Here is a 15332-nt window from a genome sequence, read left to right as displayed (position 1 = left end):
GGACGCCGGAGGATGCCGGGGGACTAGGCCTGGCCGGTCTCGAAGCGGGTGATCTTCCCGCCGTCGACGGTGAAGCGCCAGGCGGTGCGCATCTCGCCCCAGGTGTCGTTGGTGAAGTTGGCGACCAGGCCGCGGCCGCCGTTGGCCTCGGTCTGGACGTCCATCCGGCCGTGCGGGCCGAAGATCTCCCGGTCGATCCACTCCGTCAGCTCACGGTCGGAGCCGTCGTCGGACATGGTCGCGCCGGGGGCGAGCGTGGCCAGGAAGGCGTTGCGGTCACCGGCGTTGACGGCGGTCACGAAGGCGCGGACGGCGGGGTCGGAGAGCTTGCTGGGGGCGATCGTCATCGAGGACTCCCGAGGGGAAAAGGGACGGGAGTCCTTGTTTAGGGCGTTCGCGCGGGCCGTTCGGGCATGTCGGCGGCGCGTCGGCAAAATCACCTGATTCATGTGCTTAGATCCAGAAACGGGCGATTTGCCCGATGGGCCCGCCGCGGGGAGTGGCGGTGGAGCGGGAGGCCCGGCGGTCGGGCCTCCCGCTCCACTCTCGATCAGAAGAAGCCGACCGCGTCGGGGGAGTAGCTGACCAGCAGGTTCTTGGTCTGCTGGTAGTGCTCCAGCAGCGCCTTGTGGGTCTCCCGCCCGATGCCGGAGTTCTTGTAGCCGCCGAAGGCCGCGTGGGCCGGGTAGGCGTGGTAGCAGTTCGTCCAGACCCGGCCCGCCTGGATCGCGCGCCCGGCCCGGTGGGCGGTGTTGATGTTGCGGGTCCACACGCCCGCGCCCAGCCCGTACTGGGTGTCGTTGGCGAGCGAGACCGCCTGGTCGAAGCCGTCGAAGCGGGTGACCGAGACCACCGGGCCGAAGATCTCCTCCTGGAAGACCCGCATGCTGTTGACGCCCTCGAAGACCGTCGGCGTCACGTAGTACCCGCCGGCCAGCGAGCCGCCGAGCTCGGCCCGCTCGCCGCCGACCAGGACCTTGGCGCCCTCCGCCTGGCCGATCTCGAAGTAGGAGAGGATCTTCTTCAACTGCTCGGCACTGGCCTGCGCGCCGACCTGGGTCCCGGTGTCCAGCGGGTTGCCCTGGCGCATCGCGCGCACCCGGGCCAGGCCGTCGCCGAGCAGCCGCTCGTAGACCGGGGTCTCGATCAGCGCGCGGCTGGGGCAGGTGCAGACCTCGCCCTGGTTGAGGGCGAACATCGCGAAGCCCTCGACGGCCTTGTCGTAGAACGCGTCGTCGTCGGCGGCGACGTCCGCGAAGAACAGGTTGGGGCTCTTGCCGCCGAGCTCCAGGGTCGCCGGGATCAGGTTGTCCGCGGCGGCGCGGGCGATCAGCCGGCCGGTGCTGGTCTCGCCGGTGAAGGCGAGCTTGCGGACCCGGGGGCTGGCGGCCAGCGGGGCGCCGGCCTCCTCGCCGAAGCCGGTGACGATGTTGAGCACGCCCGGCGGCACCAGGTCGGCGGTCAGCTCGGCGAGCAGCAGCACCGAGGCCGGGGTCTGCTCGGCCGGCTTGAGCACCACGGCGTTGCCGGCCGCGAGCGCCGGGGCGAGCTTCCAGACCGCCATCAGGATCGGGAAGTTCCACGGGATGATCTGGCCGACCACGCCGAGCGGCTCGTGGAAGTGGTAGGCCACGGTGTCCTCGTCCAGCTGGGCGAGGCTGCCCTCCTGGGCCCGCAGCGCGCCGGCGAAGTAGCGCAGGTGGTCGACGGCGAGCGGGAGGTCGGCGGCCAGCGTCTCGCGGACCGGCTTGCCGTTCTCCCAGCTCTCCGCGACCGCCAGCTGCTCCAGGTTGGCCTCCATCCGGTCGGCCATCCGCAGCAGCACCTGGGCGCGCTCGGCGGGGGAGGTGCGGCCCCAGGCCGGGGCGGCGGCGTGGGCCGCGTCCAGGGCGGCCTCGATGTCCGCCGCGGTGCCGCGGGCGACCTCGGTGAAGACCTCGCCGGTGACCGGGGTCGGGTTGCCGAAGTACTCGCCGCGCGCCGGGGGCGTCCAACCGCCGCCGATCCAGTGGTCGTACCGGGAGCGGTAGGCGACGATGCTGCCGGGTGCGCCGGGGGGCTGGTAGACCGTCATGCTCTGTGTCTCCTCGCGACGTCGGGCGCCCCCGGCGCCGAGCGGGCCGGGGGCGGCACGCCGGAGCGCCGCCCGGTCGGGGGCGGTCCGGCGGAGGTGCGGACACGCAGTCGGGCCGGCGCCCCGCCGGGGCGCCCGCCGACGAGCACGATAACCGCCGGGCGCGCGGCGCGGCTACGGTCCGTACGACCGGCTCGTACGGACGGTGGGGATTCCGCAGCTTCCGGACGTTCCAGATGTTCCGACGTTTCGGAGGTTCCGGACCGGGCGCGCAGGGGCGCGTCCGAGCGCGCGCCGTCCCGGGCGCGCCTCGGACGGGCCCGGGCGGAGCCGGACGGCGTCGGGCCGGGGTGGGTCAGACCGCGTGGTACCGGCCGGTGCGGGCCTCCCAGCTGAGGTAGCCGGCCAGCCAGGTGATCAGTCCGTCGGCGTACCGCTGGGCGATCGCGCTCTCGACCCGGGACAGGCCCAACTCCCGGTACACGTCCGGCAGTCGACCGTGCAGCTCGGCGCAGCGCTCGACCATCAGCTGGGCCTCCGCCATCACCGCGGCGCAGGCCTCCTCGGACGAGCAGTGGCGCTCGCGTTGGACGATCATGACCAGGTTGTTCACGTCGCCGCGCGGGGCCTCCAGCGGGAACGAGCGCACGTCGTTGCTGAGCGACGGTATGTCGGCCGCCAGCTGGCGGAGTTGGCGCAGTACCGGGTGGTGCAGCACGGAGGCGGGGACCTCGAACTGGCCGAGTCGTTCGACCATGTCGAAGATGGTCTCCATCGCCGCGGTGCCCCGTCTGAGTTCGAGGTAGCCGTCCCGGTCCGGCGGGCGGGCGGAGATCCGGCCGGCCGCCTCGGCCGGGTGACTGGCGAAGTAGTACTCCCAGTTGTAGGCGGCGCGGGCCTGCCAGCGGGCGGGCATGCCGCGCACGCTGCGGCTCCACAGATCGGCGAAGGCGGTCTCGACCGGGGAGCGCTGGTCGGGGCGGGCGCCGTGCAGGACGGCGATCAGCCGCTCGCAGATCGGCGCGACCTCGGCCGGCCGGCGGCCGAGCGGGCCGTCGAACTGGTCGTCGAAGAGGAAGTAGAACCCCATCAGGTCGGCCGCCAGGGCGAGTTCCTCCGGTCCGGCGTCCGGGTAGCCGAGCGCGGCGAGGTCGACCACCTCCCAGTGGGCGTAGCCCGGGTGGTCGGCGTCGGGGAGCAGCGGATGGCGGACCAGCCAGTCGCGGTGCGCCACGGTGGCGTACGGGCCGTGCGAACTCCGGCGGTGCGGGAACGGGATCTGAAGTGAGTTGTCGTCAGACATCGGACTCCCGGTGCAGCGGTTGGTGGGGGCGCTTGTGGTTCGAGCACTGAGTGTGGGGGGAGTTGACGCAGCGGGGTGCAGGGGGTGAGGGTGGTTACGCAAGATCATCCGCGCCTCGCGGGCCGTAGGGTATCTGATGTAATGATCGGACGTTAGGGATATAGGGCAATTGCCCTTGGCAAGCCGTCCGAACCCTCACCGTCCGCCCCAGCCTGCGCGAATGCCGCACAGCGAGCCGTACACGGCGCTAACCTCGGCTCCACGAACAGTAGTGATGGGCCGGCTCCCCGCGCGCGGTGGCGGGGCGGAGTCGCGAGCGGGTGAGGCGGAGGCGTGACGGTGACCGATCAGGGCAACGAACTTCGGACGGGAACCGGTTCCGAACGGGACGAGGACGGCCCCGCCCCCCGGGTCAGGCTGCGCGACCGCGACGCCGAACTGCGCTCCGTGGAAGCGGCCATCGACCGGCTCTGCCGCGAGTTCGCCGCCGGCGGCACCGAGATCGGCGAACTCCTCGCCTTCTCCGGCCGTCCCGGCATCGGCAAGACCAGCCTGCTGCACGAGGTCCGACGGATCGCCAGCCTGCGCGAGGGCGCCACCGTGCTCTTCGCCCGCGGCGGCGAACGGCAGTTCAAGGAGCCCTACCACGTGCTCCGCCAGCTCCTCCAGCCCGTCCTGACCCGGCTGGAGCCCGACGAGTTCAGCCAGGTCATGGGCACCTGGGAGGAGGTCGTCGGACCGGCCATGGGCCTCAAGCAGCCCAAGGCCGGCGCCCGCCGCCTCGACCCCCAGGGCGTCCGCGACGGCCTCGACTACGTCCTCACCCAGCTCGCACCGCGCCGCGCGCCGATGGTGATGATCGTCGACGACCTGCACTGGGCGGACGCCGAATCCCTCTCCTGGCTCGCCAAGTTCGCCGTCCGCTCCGGCGAACTGCCCGTCCTGCTGGTGTTCGCCTTCCGCGAGGACGAGAACGACTGGTTCGGCGAGACCCAGGAACTGCGCCGCGGCATCCTGGGCCTCGCCAGCCGCAAGCACGAACTCAGCCGGCTCACCCTGAACTCCGTCTCCGACATGATCCGGGCGGAACTCGGCGACCGGGCCGAGGACGCCTTCTGCTACGAGTTCTGGAACGTCGTCAACGGCAACCCCTTCGAGGCCGTCGCCCTGCTCGACCAGGTCCGCGACCAGGAGCTCGAACCCGTCGAGGAGAACTCCCGGCAACTGCGCGAACTCGCCGTCGACGCCACCGGGATGACCCTCAAGAGCTGGCTGGACCGGCTCGGCCCCGCCACCCTGCGCTTCGCCTGGGCCTGCGCCATGCTCGGCACCGACATCCGGATCGACCTGGTCACCCGGATCTCCACCCAGAGCAGCGAGGGCGCTCGCGAGTCCATCAAGCAGCTGCGCAAGCAGCGAGTGCTCACCCAGGCCCCCAACGGCAACCTCGAGTTCGTCCACCCGCTGATCGCCAGCTCCATCTACAACACCATGCCGGAGGCCACCCGCCTCGGCATGCACGGCATCGCCGCCGTCGAGATCGAGAACGCCGGACTCGGCCTGCTCGCCGCCTCCCGCCACCTGGTCGAGACCCACTCCGGCGAGGGCGACGACCGGATCGTCAAGAAGCTGCGCCGCGCCGCCGTCGAGCACCAGCTGATCGGCGCCCCCGAGGCCGCCCAGCGCTGCCTGCACCGGGCGCTCAACGAGCCGCCCGCCGACGACATCAAGGCCGAGGTGCTGTACGAGCTCGGCTGCTCCGCGCTGCTCACCGACCCCGGCGCCACCGTCAACCAGCTCAGGCTCGCCCTCGACCCCGACGAGGGGCCGCTGCGCCCCGAACTGCGGGTGGACGCCACCTTCCGGCTCTCCGAGGTGCTCGCCCGCAGCGGTGAGCTGGGCCAGGCCGCCCTGGTCTGCCAGGAGGAGGCGGAGCAGACCACCGACCCGGTCCGGCGCCAGCGGCTCCAGGCGGCCTCGTTCATGTGGCACGCCTTCCGCAAGTCCGAGGAGGACGGACCGGGCCGCTCCGCCCGGCTGGAGGAGCTCCACCGCAACCTGGCCGGCCGGGATGCCGCCGACCGGGCCGTGCTGGTGATGCGGGCCTGGGACCTGACCCTGCGCGGCGAACCCTCCGCCGACGCGCTCGCGCTCGCCGACGAGGTCCTGGACGGCGGCCGGCTGCCCAAGGGCCTCGGCTGGACGGACACCACCTGGGGCTTCGAACTGCCCTCGATGCTCTGCCTCACGTACATCTACAACGACCGCATCGCCCAGGCCGAGCGGCTGGCCGCGGACGCCATCATCCAGTTCGAACTGGCCGGTTGGAGCGGTGCCCACCGGGGCTTCGCGTACTTCCTGATGGGGCTGGCCCGGTTCCGCCGCGGACTGCTCGCCGAGGCCGAGGACTTCCTGCGCCGGGCCTACCGGATCTCCGAACGGATCGGTTCCAAGCTGCCGCTGGCCTGGGACGCCGTCGGCGTGCTGGTGGACACCCTGATCGCCCGCGGCCGGGTCGAGGAGGCCTGGGAGCTGGCCAACGAGTTCGGCTTCCACCCGCCGTACCACGCGACGGCCATGGTGCTGCCGGACGCGGCCTCGCTGTACGGCAAACTGCTGGTCGCCAAGAGCCGGCACGCCGGCGCGGCCGCCGCGCTCACCGAGGCCGGGGCCCAGCTGGAGGTCCGCGGCTGGCACAACACCGTCTGGGCGCCCTGGGCCGGGCACCTGGCCATCGCGATCGCGGCCGACGAGCCGGAGCGGGCCCGCTACTACGCCCAGAAGGCCGTCGACGACGCCCGCCGGTTCGGCACCGCCTCGGCGATCGGCAGCGCGCTGCGGCTGCAGGCCCGGATCGCGGACGGCCAGCAGGCGGTGGAGCTGCTGGAGCAGGCCGTGGAGCAGCTCGGGCAGTCCCCGGCCGGGTACGAGCACGCCGTCGCGCTGGTCGAGCTCGGCGCCGCGCAGCGCCGGGTCGGCCGGCTGGAGGACGCCCAGGAGTACCTCTACCAGGGCATCGAACTGGCCCAGCACTGCTCGGCGGAGCGGCTGGTCGACCGGGCCCGGCGGGAGCTGGCCAACTACGGCCTGCGGCCCAACCGGCTGGGGGTGCACGACTTCCGGGAGACGCTGGAGGCGCTCAGCGGGCCGGAGCGGGACGTCGCCAACCTCGCCGTCCAGGGCGTGCCGCCGCAGCGGATCGCGGAGCGGCTCGGGGTGCACCTGAGCCTGGTCAACCGGCGGCTGGCGGCGGTCTACCGCAAGGCGGGCACCGGGCCGGACGGGCTGGCCTCGGCGCTCGGGCTGCGGGCGGAGCCGGGCGAGGATCCGGCGGAGTAGCGGGCGGAGTGGCGAGCGGGGAGCGGTAGGGGCGTCCGGGCGGCGCGCGGTGGCGTGGGAGCGCCCCCGCCGCGGCCACTCTGGCTAGGCTGACGGGCACCACGGGGGGCCGCTGCGACGCCCCCGGACGGAACGGGACACCGGGCGGAGGCGGCAGCGCCGCCGCCAGTGAGGAGCAGGCCATGGCGAGCGAGGCCACCAGTGTGCGGCGCGAACCCCTCGACCCCTCGGGCGCGGGCGCGGCGATCCAGCGCTGGACGCTGACCTCCGGCCCGTACGAGGCGAGCGTGCTCAACCTCGGCGCCACCCTGCACACCCTCACCGCCCCGGACCGGGCCGGCCGCCCGGCCCAACTGCTGCTCTCCACCGACGAACTGGCGCAGATCCTCGGCCCGGCCCGGCACTACGGCACGGTGGTGGGCCGGTACGCCAACCGGATCGACGGCTCGGTGGTGACCATCGACGGCGAGGACCACCCGCTGGCCCCGACCGGCGGCGGGATCACCATCCACGGTGGGCCGGACGGCTTCGCCCAGCGGATGTGGGCGGCCGAGCCGGTCGACGGCGGGGTGCGGCTGCGGCTGCACAGCCCGGACGGCGACCAGGGCTTCCCGGGCGCGCTGGACGTCACCGTCACGTATACCCTGGCGCACACCCCGGGCGAGGGCGGCGAGCTGGTGATCGACTACCGCGCCGTCACCACCAGGCCGACGGTCGTCAACCTGACCAACCACGCGTACTTCAACCTCGCGGGTGAGGGCGTCGGCGACGTCCTGGGCCACCTGCTCACCCTGGACGCCGACGAGTACACCCCGGCCGACGAGCGGCAGATCCCGTACGGGCGGACCGAGCCGGTGGCCGGGACGCCCTTCGACTTCACCGTGGCCACCCCGATCGGCAAGTCGGTGCACGACGAGCACCCGCAGCTGGCCGGTCCGGGCGGCTACGACCACAACTGGGTGCTGCGCGCCCGACCGGCGGACGGCAGCCCGGCGCGGGCGGCGCTGCTGGAGGAGCCGGTCAGCGGCCGCACCCTGGAGGTGCTGACCACCGAGCCGGGCGTCCAGGTCTACACCGCGAACAAGTTCCAGGGCGCGGTCACCGGCGCGCGCGGGGTGCCGTACGGGCCGTTCGCCGGGATCGCCTTGGAGACCCAGCACTTCCCGGACTCCCCGCACCACCCGGCGTTCCCGAGCACCGTGCTGCGGCCGGGGGAGGAGTTCCGCTCGACCACCGTGCTGCGGCTCGGGGTCAACTAGGGCCTGTGCATCCCTAGGACCTGTCGAGGTCCCGGCGCATGCAGAGCCGGGGCCAGCGGTCGAGGCCGTGCTCGGCCTCCAGCCGACGGATCCGTCGCAGGCCCGGGGTGAGTTCGGCCTCTCCGAGCGGGCGGAAGCCGCAGCGGGCGTAGTACGGGGCGTTCCAGGGGACGTCCGCGAAGGTGGTCAGGGTGAGCGCGGGGGCGTCGGTGCCCTCGGCGAGGTGCTCGATCAGGGCCCGGCCGATGCCCCGGCGGGCGTGGTCGGGGTGGACCGACACCTGCTCGACGTGCAGCGCGCCGTCCACCGGTTCGGCCAGCAGGTAGCCGGCGATCGTCCCGTCGGGGGCCTCGGCGACCAGGGCGGTGCCGTGTTCCAGGTAGCGGGCCAGCTCCGCCGGGGCCGGGGGCTCGTCCGCGGCGATCTCCGGCATCCCGATCTCCGCGAACGGGGCTCCGGCGGCCCGCTCCAACTCGGTCAGCAGGGGCAGTTCGTCCTTCACGGCGGCTCTGATGCGCATGCGTCCAGTCTGCTGCAAGCGGTTTCCGGCCACGGAGGGTGGCTGCGCCGGCCGCCCCGGGATGGGGCGAAGCGGACGGAGACGGACATTGCGCCGCGCCGTCCACTACCGTGCGGCCACGTCCAGGACACGCGGATGTAACGATCGCGGCTTCTTGCAGAAACTTGCTGCAAGACCTTTCCGTCGATCTTGCACCGCTGTTAACTTCCTTCCCGAGCCCGACGGCAGCAACGGTGCGGTCGGCACGAGGCAGCCATTATGCGCCTGTCTCCGAACATCTCGGGCACCCCCACCCTCCTAGGAGTTCTCATGCGGCGTGGCATCGCGGCCTCTGCCCTCGTTGTGGCCCTCGCGGTCTCGATGGCTGCCTGTGGCAGCAGTGGCGGCTCCGGCTCCGACGGCAAGGCCGACGGCCCGGTCACCCTCACCTACTGGGACACGTCGAACGCCACCAACGAGGCTCCGAACTACGAGGAACTGGCCAAGAAGTTCACCGCGGCCAACCCGAACATCAAGGTCAACTTCGTCAACGTGCCGTTCGACCAGGCGCAGAACAAGCTGCAGACCGCCATGGGGGCCAAGGGCGCGCCCGACGTGTTCCGCTCCGAGGTCGGCTGGACCGCCGCCTTCGCCAAGGCCGGCTTCCTGGAGCCGCTGGACGGCACCCCCGCCGCCGCCGACACCTCCGCCTTCCAGCCCAGCCTGATCCAGCAGGCCAAGTACGAGGGCAAGCTGTACGGCGTCCCGCTGGTCACCGACACCCTCGGCCTGCTCTACAACAAGGACCTCTTCGCCAAGGCCGGCATCACCGACGCCCCCAAGACCTGGGACGAGCTGAAGACCGACGCCGCCGCCGTCAAGGAGAAGGCGGGCGTCGACGGCTTCTGGATGAAGGCCGCGGACGGCTACTACGCGATGCCGTTCCTGTTCGGCGAGGGCACCGACACCGTCGACGCCGCCGGCAAGAAGATCACCGTCACCTCGCCCGAGGCCGTCAAGGGCATCGAGACCTACAAGTCGATGTTCACCTCGCCCGGCACCGCCAAGGCCGACGTCACCACCGACGCCTACGCCCACATGATGGACGCCTTCAACAGCGGCAAGGTCGCGGCGATCATCCAGGGCCCCTGGGAGATCACCAACATCTACAAGGGCTCCGCGTTCGCCGACAAGAAGAACCTCGGCATCGCCGCCGTCCCGGCCGGCTCCAGCAGCAAGGCCGGCGCCCCCACCGGCGGCCACAACATCGCCGTCTACGCCGGTGCGGACAAGGCCCACAAGGCCGCCGCCGAGAAGTTCGCCGCCTTCATGACCTCGGCCGAGAGCCAGGCCTTCATCGCGCAGAAGAACTCCACCCTGCCGACCCGCTCCGACGCCTACACCGCCGACGTCAAGGCCGACCCGGGCATCGCCGGCTTCCAGGCCATCCTCGGCAGCGCCAAGCCGCGCCCCGAACTGCCCGAGTACAGCTCGCTGTTCGACTCGCTCGGCACCAACCTCGGCAAGGCCGTCCAGGGCACCGGTACCCAGGACGCGCTGAACACCGTCGCCACGGACTACGCCAAGCTCCTGCCGGGCTTCGCCAAGTAGTCCCCGCAGCCCGGCCCGCCGACCCCGGCGGGCCGGGCCGTCGGCTCCCCCGAGACTTCCCCCCGAGAAGGTGCAAACGATGTCAGTCGCCGTGCAGGGCGCCACCGGCAAGGGCAGCCGGGAGCGCGATCAGCGTCCGGGCCTGCTGGAACGCCTCAAGCGCTCCTACGCCAAGCACTGGTACGCCTACGCGATGATCGCCCCGGTCGTGCTGGTGCTCGGCGTCCTGGTGTTCTACCCGCTCGTCGAAGGCGTCTGGCTCACCCTCACGGACGCCAACAGCCTCAACGTCGCCCGCAAGATCGGCGTCAACGAGATCCCGGCCAGCTACCAGTACATCGGCTTCCACAACTACGCCGACATCCTCTGGGGCCCCGGCTCGTACGACCGGTTCTGGTCCCACTTCGTGTGGACCATCGCCTGGACGGCCATCTGCGTCAGCCTGCACTACACCCTCGGCCTCGGCCTTGCCGTCCTGCTCAACAAGAAGCTGCGCGGGCGCGCCGCCTACCGGATGCTGCTGATCCTCCCGTGGGCCGTGCCGACCTTCGTCACCGTCTTCTCCTGGCGGCTGATGCTCTCCGACGGCGGCGTCGTCAACACCGTGCTCTCCACCCTGCACCTGCCCGAGCCCGGCTGGCTCACCGACCCGTGGGCGCAGAAGGCGGCCGCGATCCTGGTCAACACCTGGGCCGGTGTGCCGTTCATGATGATCTCGCTGCTCGGCGGGCTCCAGTCGATCCCGGCCGAGCTGTACGAGGCCGCCGAGATGGACGGCGCCACCCGCTGGCAGCAGTTCCGGCACATCACCCTGCCGGGGCTGCGCACCGTCTCCTCGACCGTCGTGCTGCTCGGCGTGATCTGGACGTTCAACCAGTTCAACGTCATCTTCCTGCTGTTCGGCAAGGGCGCCCCGGACGCCCAGCTGCTGGTCACCTGGGCCTACCGCCTGGGCTTCGGCCAGATCCCCCGGGACTACGCCGGCTCCGCCGCGTACGGCGTGATCCTGCTGTCCATCCTGATCGTCTTCACCGCCTTCTACCGGCGCTGGCTCGCCCGCAACGAGCAGGCCAACGGCTGAGGCCCCGGACCCAGTTGACCCACGAAGGCAGGTAACCCGATGAGCACCACCACCGAACGCCCCGCCCCCGCGGCGGCCCCGGCCCCGGCCGCCCGGCCGGCGAAGTTCCGGCCGCGCGGCGAGAGCGGCCCGCTGTCCAAGGCGCTGTCCCACGGCGTCCTGATCCTCGCCAGCCTGATCGCGCTCTTCCCGGTCGGCTGGATCCTCTTCGTCTCGCTCGGGCCGGACAAGAACGACTACCTCCACCCCGGCGACATCTTCGGCAAGATCACGCTGTCGAACTACCAGCACGTGCTGGGCGACACCGACTTCTTCACCTGGTTCGGCAACTCCCTGCTGGTCGCCGGGGTGACCACCGTGTTCGGCGTGCTGCTCGCCGCCACCGCCGGGTACGCCGTGTCCCGGATGAGGTTCCCCGGGCACAAGCCGCTGATGTGGTCGCTGCTGGTCACCCAGATGTTCCCGATCGCGGTGCTGATCGTGCCGATGTACACCATGCTCTCCGCACTGGACCTGCTGGACAGCTACGCCGGCCTGATCCTGGTCTACTCCACCACCACCGTGCCGTACTGCGCCTGGCTGATGAAGGGCTACTTCGACACCATCCCGGTGGAGATCGACGAGGCCGGCCGGGTCGACGGGCTCAGCCCGTTCGGTACCTTCTGGCGGCTGGTGCTGCCGCTCGCCCGCCCGGGCCTGGCGGTGGCCGCGTTCTACTCCTTCCTCACCTACTGGGCCGAGGTGCCGTTCGCCTCCACCTTCATGCTCAGCTCGGACAAGTACACGCTGGCCGTCGGCCTGCAGAGCTTCGTCAGCGAGCACGACGCCCAGTGGAACCTGATGGCCGCCACCGCCGTGCTGATCGCGATCCCCTCCGCGGCCTTCTTCTACCTGGTGCAGCGCCACCTGGTCACCGGCCTGACCGCCGGTGCCTCCAAGTCGTAACGCTCCCAGCACCCTTGCTTTCCAGCGCTCCTCCGATCCCCGAGGGATACCGTCCATGACCCAGAACCTGGCCGACACCTCCCGGCCTGCCGCCGACACCGCTCAGGAGACGGCGACCCCGGCTCCCGTGACCGGCGGCGCGCCCAGAGGCTGGTGGCGGGACGCGGTCATCTACCAGGTGTACCCGCGCAGCTTCGCCGACTCCAACGGGGACGGCATGGGCGACCTGCCCGGCATCCGCAGCCGGCTGCCGTACCTGCGGGACCTCGGCGTGGACGCCGTCTGGCTCTCCCCCTTCTACGCCTCGCCGCAGGCCGACGCGGGCTACGACGTCGCCGACTACCGCGCCGTGGACCCGATGTTCGGCACCCTGCTGGACGCCGACGCGCTGATCCGGGACGCCCACCGGCTCGGCCTGCGGATCATCGTCGACCTCGTCCCCAACCACTCCTCGGACCAGCACGAGTGGTTCCAGCGCGCCCTGCGCGAGGGCCCCGGCTCCCCGCTGCGCGACCGCTACCACTTCCGCCCCGGCAAGGGCGAGAACGGCGAACTCCCGCCCAACGACTGGGAGTCCATCTTCGGCGGCCCGGCCTGGACCCGCACCGAGGACCCGGACGGCACCCCCGGCGACTGGTACCTGCACCTGTTCGCCCCCGAGCAGCCCGACTTCAACTGGGAGAACCCGGCCGTCGCCGACGAGTTCCGCTCGATCCTGCGGTTCTGGCTGGACATGGGCGTGGACGGCTTCCGGATCGACGTCGCCCACGGCCTGGTCAAGGCCCCCGGACTGCCCGACCTCGGCGGCGCCGACCAGCTCAAGCTGCTCGGCAACGACGTCATGCCGTTCTTCGACCAGGACGGCGTGCACGAGATCTACCGCAGCTGGCGCCGGATCCTCGACGAGTACCCGGGGCAGCGGATCGGCGTCGCCGAGGCCTGGACCCCGACCGTCCAGCGCACCGCCAACTACGTCCGCCCCGACGAACTGCACCAGGCCTTCAACTTCCAGTACCTGGGCACCGACTGGGACGCCGCCGCGCTGCGCGAGGTGATCGACCTCTCGCTCGACTCGATGCGCCCGGTCGACGCCCCCACCACCTGGGTGCTGTCCAACCACGACGTCACCCGGCACGCCACCCGGTTCGCCAACGAGCCCGGCCTCGGCACCCAGATCCGCACCCCGGGCGACCGTGCGCTCGGCCTGCGCCGGGCCCGCGCCGCCACCCTGCTGATGCTCGCGCTGCCCGGCTCCGCGTACGTCTACCAGGGCGAGGAGCTCGGCCTGCCTGACGTCACCGACCTGCCCGACGAGGTCCGCCAGGACCCGTCCTTCTTCCGCCAGGCCGGCCAGGACGGCTACCGCGACGGCTGCCGGGTGCCGATCCCGTGGTCCGGCACCGAGGCCCCGTACGGCTTCGGACCGGTCGCGGGCGGGCCGTCCTGGCTGCCGCAGCCCGCCGAGTGGGCCGGGCTGAGCGTCGAGGCGCAGACCGGCGACCCGTCCTCCACCCTGGAGCTCTACCGCAGCGCGCTGGCCGTCCGCCGGGCGCAGCCCGACCTCGGCGCCGGCACCGGGGTCGAGTGGCTGGACGCCCCCGAGGGCACCCTCGCCTTCCGGCGCGGCTCCTTCGTCTGCACGGTGAACACCACCGGCGAGCCGGTGCGGATACCCGTCCCCGGCCGACTGCTGCTCTCCTCGACCGAACTCGGGACGGACGGCGGCGAGACCGTGCTCGCACCGGACAGCACCGGCTGGTGGGCGGTCTGACGTGGGTGCAATAGGCTCTGGGCCCGTGACTACGGCGCGACTCTCAGACATCGCGGCGCAGGCGGGGGTCAGCGAAGCCACCGTCTCCCGCGTGCTCAACGGCAAGGCGAACGTCTCCGCGGCCACCAGGCAGACCGTCCTGGCGGCGCTCGACGTGCTCGGCTACGAGCGGCCGACCCGGCTGCGCCAGCGCAGTGCGGGCCTGATCGGGCTGATCACACCGGAGTTGAGCAACCCGATCTTCCCCGCGCTGGCCCAGGTGATCGAGCAGGTGCTGAGCCGGCACGGGTTCACCCCGGTGCTGTGCACCCAGACGCCCGGCGGGTCCACCGAGGACGAACTGGTCGAGATGCTGGTCGACCGGGGCGTGGCGGGCATCGTCTTCGTCTCCGGGCTGCACGCCGACTCCACGGCCGACCACGACCGCTACGCCCGGCTGGCCGGGCGCGGGGTGCCGTTCGTGCTGATCAACGGCTACAGCGAGAAGATCGACGCGCCGTTCATCTCGCCGGACGACCGCTCCGCGATGTGGATGGCCGTCCAGCACCTGGCCGAGCTCGGGCACGAGCGGATCGGGCTGGCGGTCGGGCAGCGGCGGTACGTGCCGGTGCTGCGCAAGATCGAGGGCTTCACGGCGGCGATGCGCGAGGTGCTCGGGCTCAGCGGGGAGGAGGCCGAGGACCTCGTCCACCACACGCTGTTCAGCGTGGAGGGCGGGCACGCGGCGGCCGGCGCGCTGCTCGACAAGGGCTGCACGGCGATCATCTGCGGCAGCGACATGATGGCGCTCGGCGCGATCCGGGCGGTGCGCCAGCGCGGGCTGTCGGTGCCGCAGGACGTGTCGGTGGTCGGCTTCGACGACTCGCCGCTGATCGCCTTCACCGAGCCGCCGTTGACCACCATCCGCCAGCCGGTCGAGGCGATGGCGACGGCGGCGGTGGACGCGCTGCTGGAGGAGGTCGGCGGGAACTCCGCCCAGCGTGGGGAGTTCATGTTCCAGCCGGAGCTGGTGATGCGGGGCTCCACCGGGGCCTGCGCGCGCTGAGAACCGGGCGCGGCCCGGGGGGCCGGGGGGCCGGCAGGGCCGGGCAGAGCTGGCCGGGCAGAGCTGGCCGGGCAGGTCCGGGCAGAGCGGGCCAACTGACGGGCCCCGGAGGGCGGTTGCTCTCCGGGGCCCGTCGGCGTGCGGTGCTCGGGGGCGGCCCGGCCCGCTCCGCTCCGCCCGGCCGGGCTCGGCCGTCGGTCAGCCCTCCTGGGCGGCCGGGCGGTCGGTGGAGACCCGGTGGCCGTCGGCCGCGTCGCCGGTCCTGGTCCCGGTACGGCGGCCGCGGGCCAGGTAGTCGCGTACGACCAGTTCGACGGCGTCCTGCGGGTTCTTGGTGCCGGAGAGCAGCATCGCATCGATCGCGAGGTTCGCGTCGAGGGTGATGGTGACCTGGGCCATGTGACT

12 protein-coding genes are annotated in these 15332 nt (G+C 72.2%); 7 read left to right on the top strand and 5 right to left on the bottom strand.

All coding sequences use genetic code 11. The features are described 5' to 3' along the window. Window positions 1–23: 23 nt before the first annotated feature. The 3 genes from AB0F71_RS26395 to AB0F71_RS26385 form a co-directional block, all read right to left on the bottom strand. The gene (locus tag AB0F71_RS26395; protein WP_360238751.1) at window positions 24–347 is read right to left on the bottom strand and encodes a nuclear transport factor 2 family protein; all 324 of its coding nucleotides are present in this window, start codon (window positions 345–347) and stop codon (window positions 24–26) included. A 203-nt stretch (window positions 348–550) separates the two neighbouring features. Further along, on the bottom strand, window positions 551–2074 hold the full coding sequence (locus tag AB0F71_RS26390; protein ID WP_360238750.1) for an aldehyde dehydrogenase family protein: 1524 nt from the start codon (window positions 2072–2074) through the stop codon (window positions 551–553). A 355-nt stretch (window positions 2075–2429) separates the two neighbouring features. Then, complete coding sequence (locus AB0F71_RS26385) at window positions 2430–3377, bottom strand: terpene cyclase (protein ID WP_360238748.1); 948 nt, start codon at window positions 3375–3377, stop codon at window positions 2430–2432. Between the two features lie 333 nt (window positions 3378–3710). On the opposite strand from AB0F71_RS26385, the gene AB0F71_RS26380 reads away from it, so the two are divergent. After that, on the top strand, window positions 3711–6716 hold the full coding sequence (locus AB0F71_RS26380; protein ID WP_360238746.1) for an AAA family ATPase: 3006 nt from the start codon (window positions 3711–3713) through the stop codon (window positions 6714–6716). A gap of 182 nt (window positions 6717–6898) precedes the next feature. Continuing rightward, window positions 6899–7975, top strand: coding sequence for an aldose epimerase family protein (locus AB0F71_RS26375; protein ID WP_360238744.1), 1077 nt, complete (start codon window positions 6899–6901; stop codon window positions 7973–7975). A 13-nt stretch (window positions 7976–7988) separates the two neighbouring features. On the opposite strand, the gene AB0F71_RS26370 is transcribed toward AB0F71_RS26375, so the two are convergent. Continuing rightward, the gene (locus AB0F71_RS26370; protein ID WP_360238742.1) at window positions 7989–8495 is read right to left on the bottom strand and encodes a GNAT family N-acetyltransferase; all 507 of its coding nucleotides are present in this window, start codon (window positions 8493–8495) and stop codon (window positions 7989–7991) included. Between the two features lie 309 nt (window positions 8496–8804). On the opposite strand from AB0F71_RS26370, the gene AB0F71_RS26365 reads away from it, so the two are divergent. From AB0F71_RS26365 to AB0F71_RS26345, 5 genes are all read left to right on the top strand, one after another. Beyond that, complete coding sequence (locus AB0F71_RS26365; RefSeq protein ID WP_360238740.1) at window positions 8805–10085, top strand: extracellular solute-binding protein; 1281 nt, start codon at window positions 8805–8807, stop codon at window positions 10083–10085. A gap of 79 nt (window positions 10086–10164) precedes the next feature. Further along, window positions 10165–11166 (top strand): sugar ABC transporter permease, encoded by a 1002-nt coding sequence (locus AB0F71_RS26360; protein WP_360238738.1) that lies wholly within the window; start codon window positions 10165–10167, stop codon window positions 11164–11166. Between the two features lie 39 nt (window positions 11167–11205). After that, window positions 11206–12111 (top strand): carbohydrate ABC transporter permease, encoded by a 906-nt coding sequence (locus AB0F71_RS26355; protein WP_360238736.1) that lies wholly within the window; start codon window positions 11206–11208, stop codon window positions 12109–12111. A 55-nt stretch (window positions 12112–12166) separates the two neighbouring features. Beyond that, window positions 12167–13882, top strand: a complete 1716-nt coding sequence (locus tag AB0F71_RS26350) for a glycoside hydrolase family 13 protein (protein ID WP_360238734.1) — start codon at window positions 12167–12169, stop codon at window positions 13880–13882. A 25-nt stretch (window positions 13883–13907) separates the two neighbouring features. Continuing rightward, window positions 13908–14927, top strand: coding sequence for a LacI family DNA-binding transcriptional regulator (locus tag AB0F71_RS26345; protein WP_360238732.1), 1020 nt, complete (start codon window positions 13908–13910; stop codon window positions 14925–14927). 198 nt (window positions 14928–15125) lie between these two features. On the opposite strand, the gene AB0F71_RS26340 is transcribed toward AB0F71_RS26345, so the two are convergent. After that, complete coding sequence (locus tag AB0F71_RS26340; protein ID WP_360238730.1) at window positions 15126–15326, bottom strand: hypothetical protein; 201 nt, start codon at window positions 15324–15326, stop codon at window positions 15126–15128. Window positions 15327–15332 lie beyond the last annotated feature (6 nt).

This window comes from Kitasatospora sp. NPDC028055 (assembly GCF_040637885.1).
GTDB lineage: Bacteria > Actinomycetota > Actinomycetes > Streptomycetales > Streptomycetaceae > Kitasatospora.
Note: the sequence above shows the minus strand (reverse complement) of the source record. Positions and strands in the feature narration are given on the sequence as shown.

What these genes read in the sequence shown, in the direction of transcription:
- AB0F71_RS26375 (WP_360238744.1), top strand. Translation starts at nt 6,899, where the DNA reads ATGGCGAGCGAGGCCACCAGTGTGCGGCGCGAACCCCTCGACCCCTCG.
- AB0F71_RS26390 (WP_360238750.1), bottom strand. Translation starts at nt 2,074, where the DNA reads ATGACGGTCTACCAGCCCCCCGGCGCACCCGGCAGCATCGTCGCCTAC.
- AB0F71_RS26365 (WP_360238740.1), top strand. Translation starts at nt 8,805, where the DNA reads ATGCGGCGTGGCATCGCGGCCTCTGCCCTCGTTGTGGCCCTCGCGGTC.
- AB0F71_RS26370 (WP_360238742.1), bottom strand. Translation starts at nt 8,495, where the DNA reads ATGCGCATCAGAGCCGCCGTGAAGGACGAACTGCCCCTGCTGACCGAG.
- AB0F71_RS26385 (WP_360238748.1), bottom strand. Translation starts at nt 3,377, where the DNA reads ATGTCTGACGACAACTCACTTCAGATCCCGTTCCCGCACCGCCGGAGT.
- AB0F71_RS26360 (WP_360238738.1), top strand. Translation starts at nt 10,165, where the DNA reads ATGTCAGTCGCCGTGCAGGGCGCCACCGGCAAGGGCAGCCGGGAGCGC.
- AB0F71_RS26350 (WP_360238734.1), top strand. Translation starts at nt 12,167, where the DNA reads ATGACCCAGAACCTGGCCGACACCTCCCGGCCTGCCGCCGACACCGCT.
- AB0F71_RS26355 (WP_360238736.1), top strand. Translation starts at nt 11,206, where the DNA reads ATGAGCACCACCACCGAACGCCCCGCCCCCGCGGCGGCCCCGGCCCCG.
- AB0F71_RS26340 (WP_360238730.1), bottom strand. Translation starts at nt 15,326, where the DNA reads ATGGCCCAGGTCACCATCACCCTCGACGCGAACCTCGCGATCGATGCG.
- AB0F71_RS26395 (WP_360238751.1), bottom strand. Translation starts at nt 347, where the DNA reads ATGACGATCGCCCCCAGCAAGCTCTCCGACCCCGCCGTCCGCGCCTTC.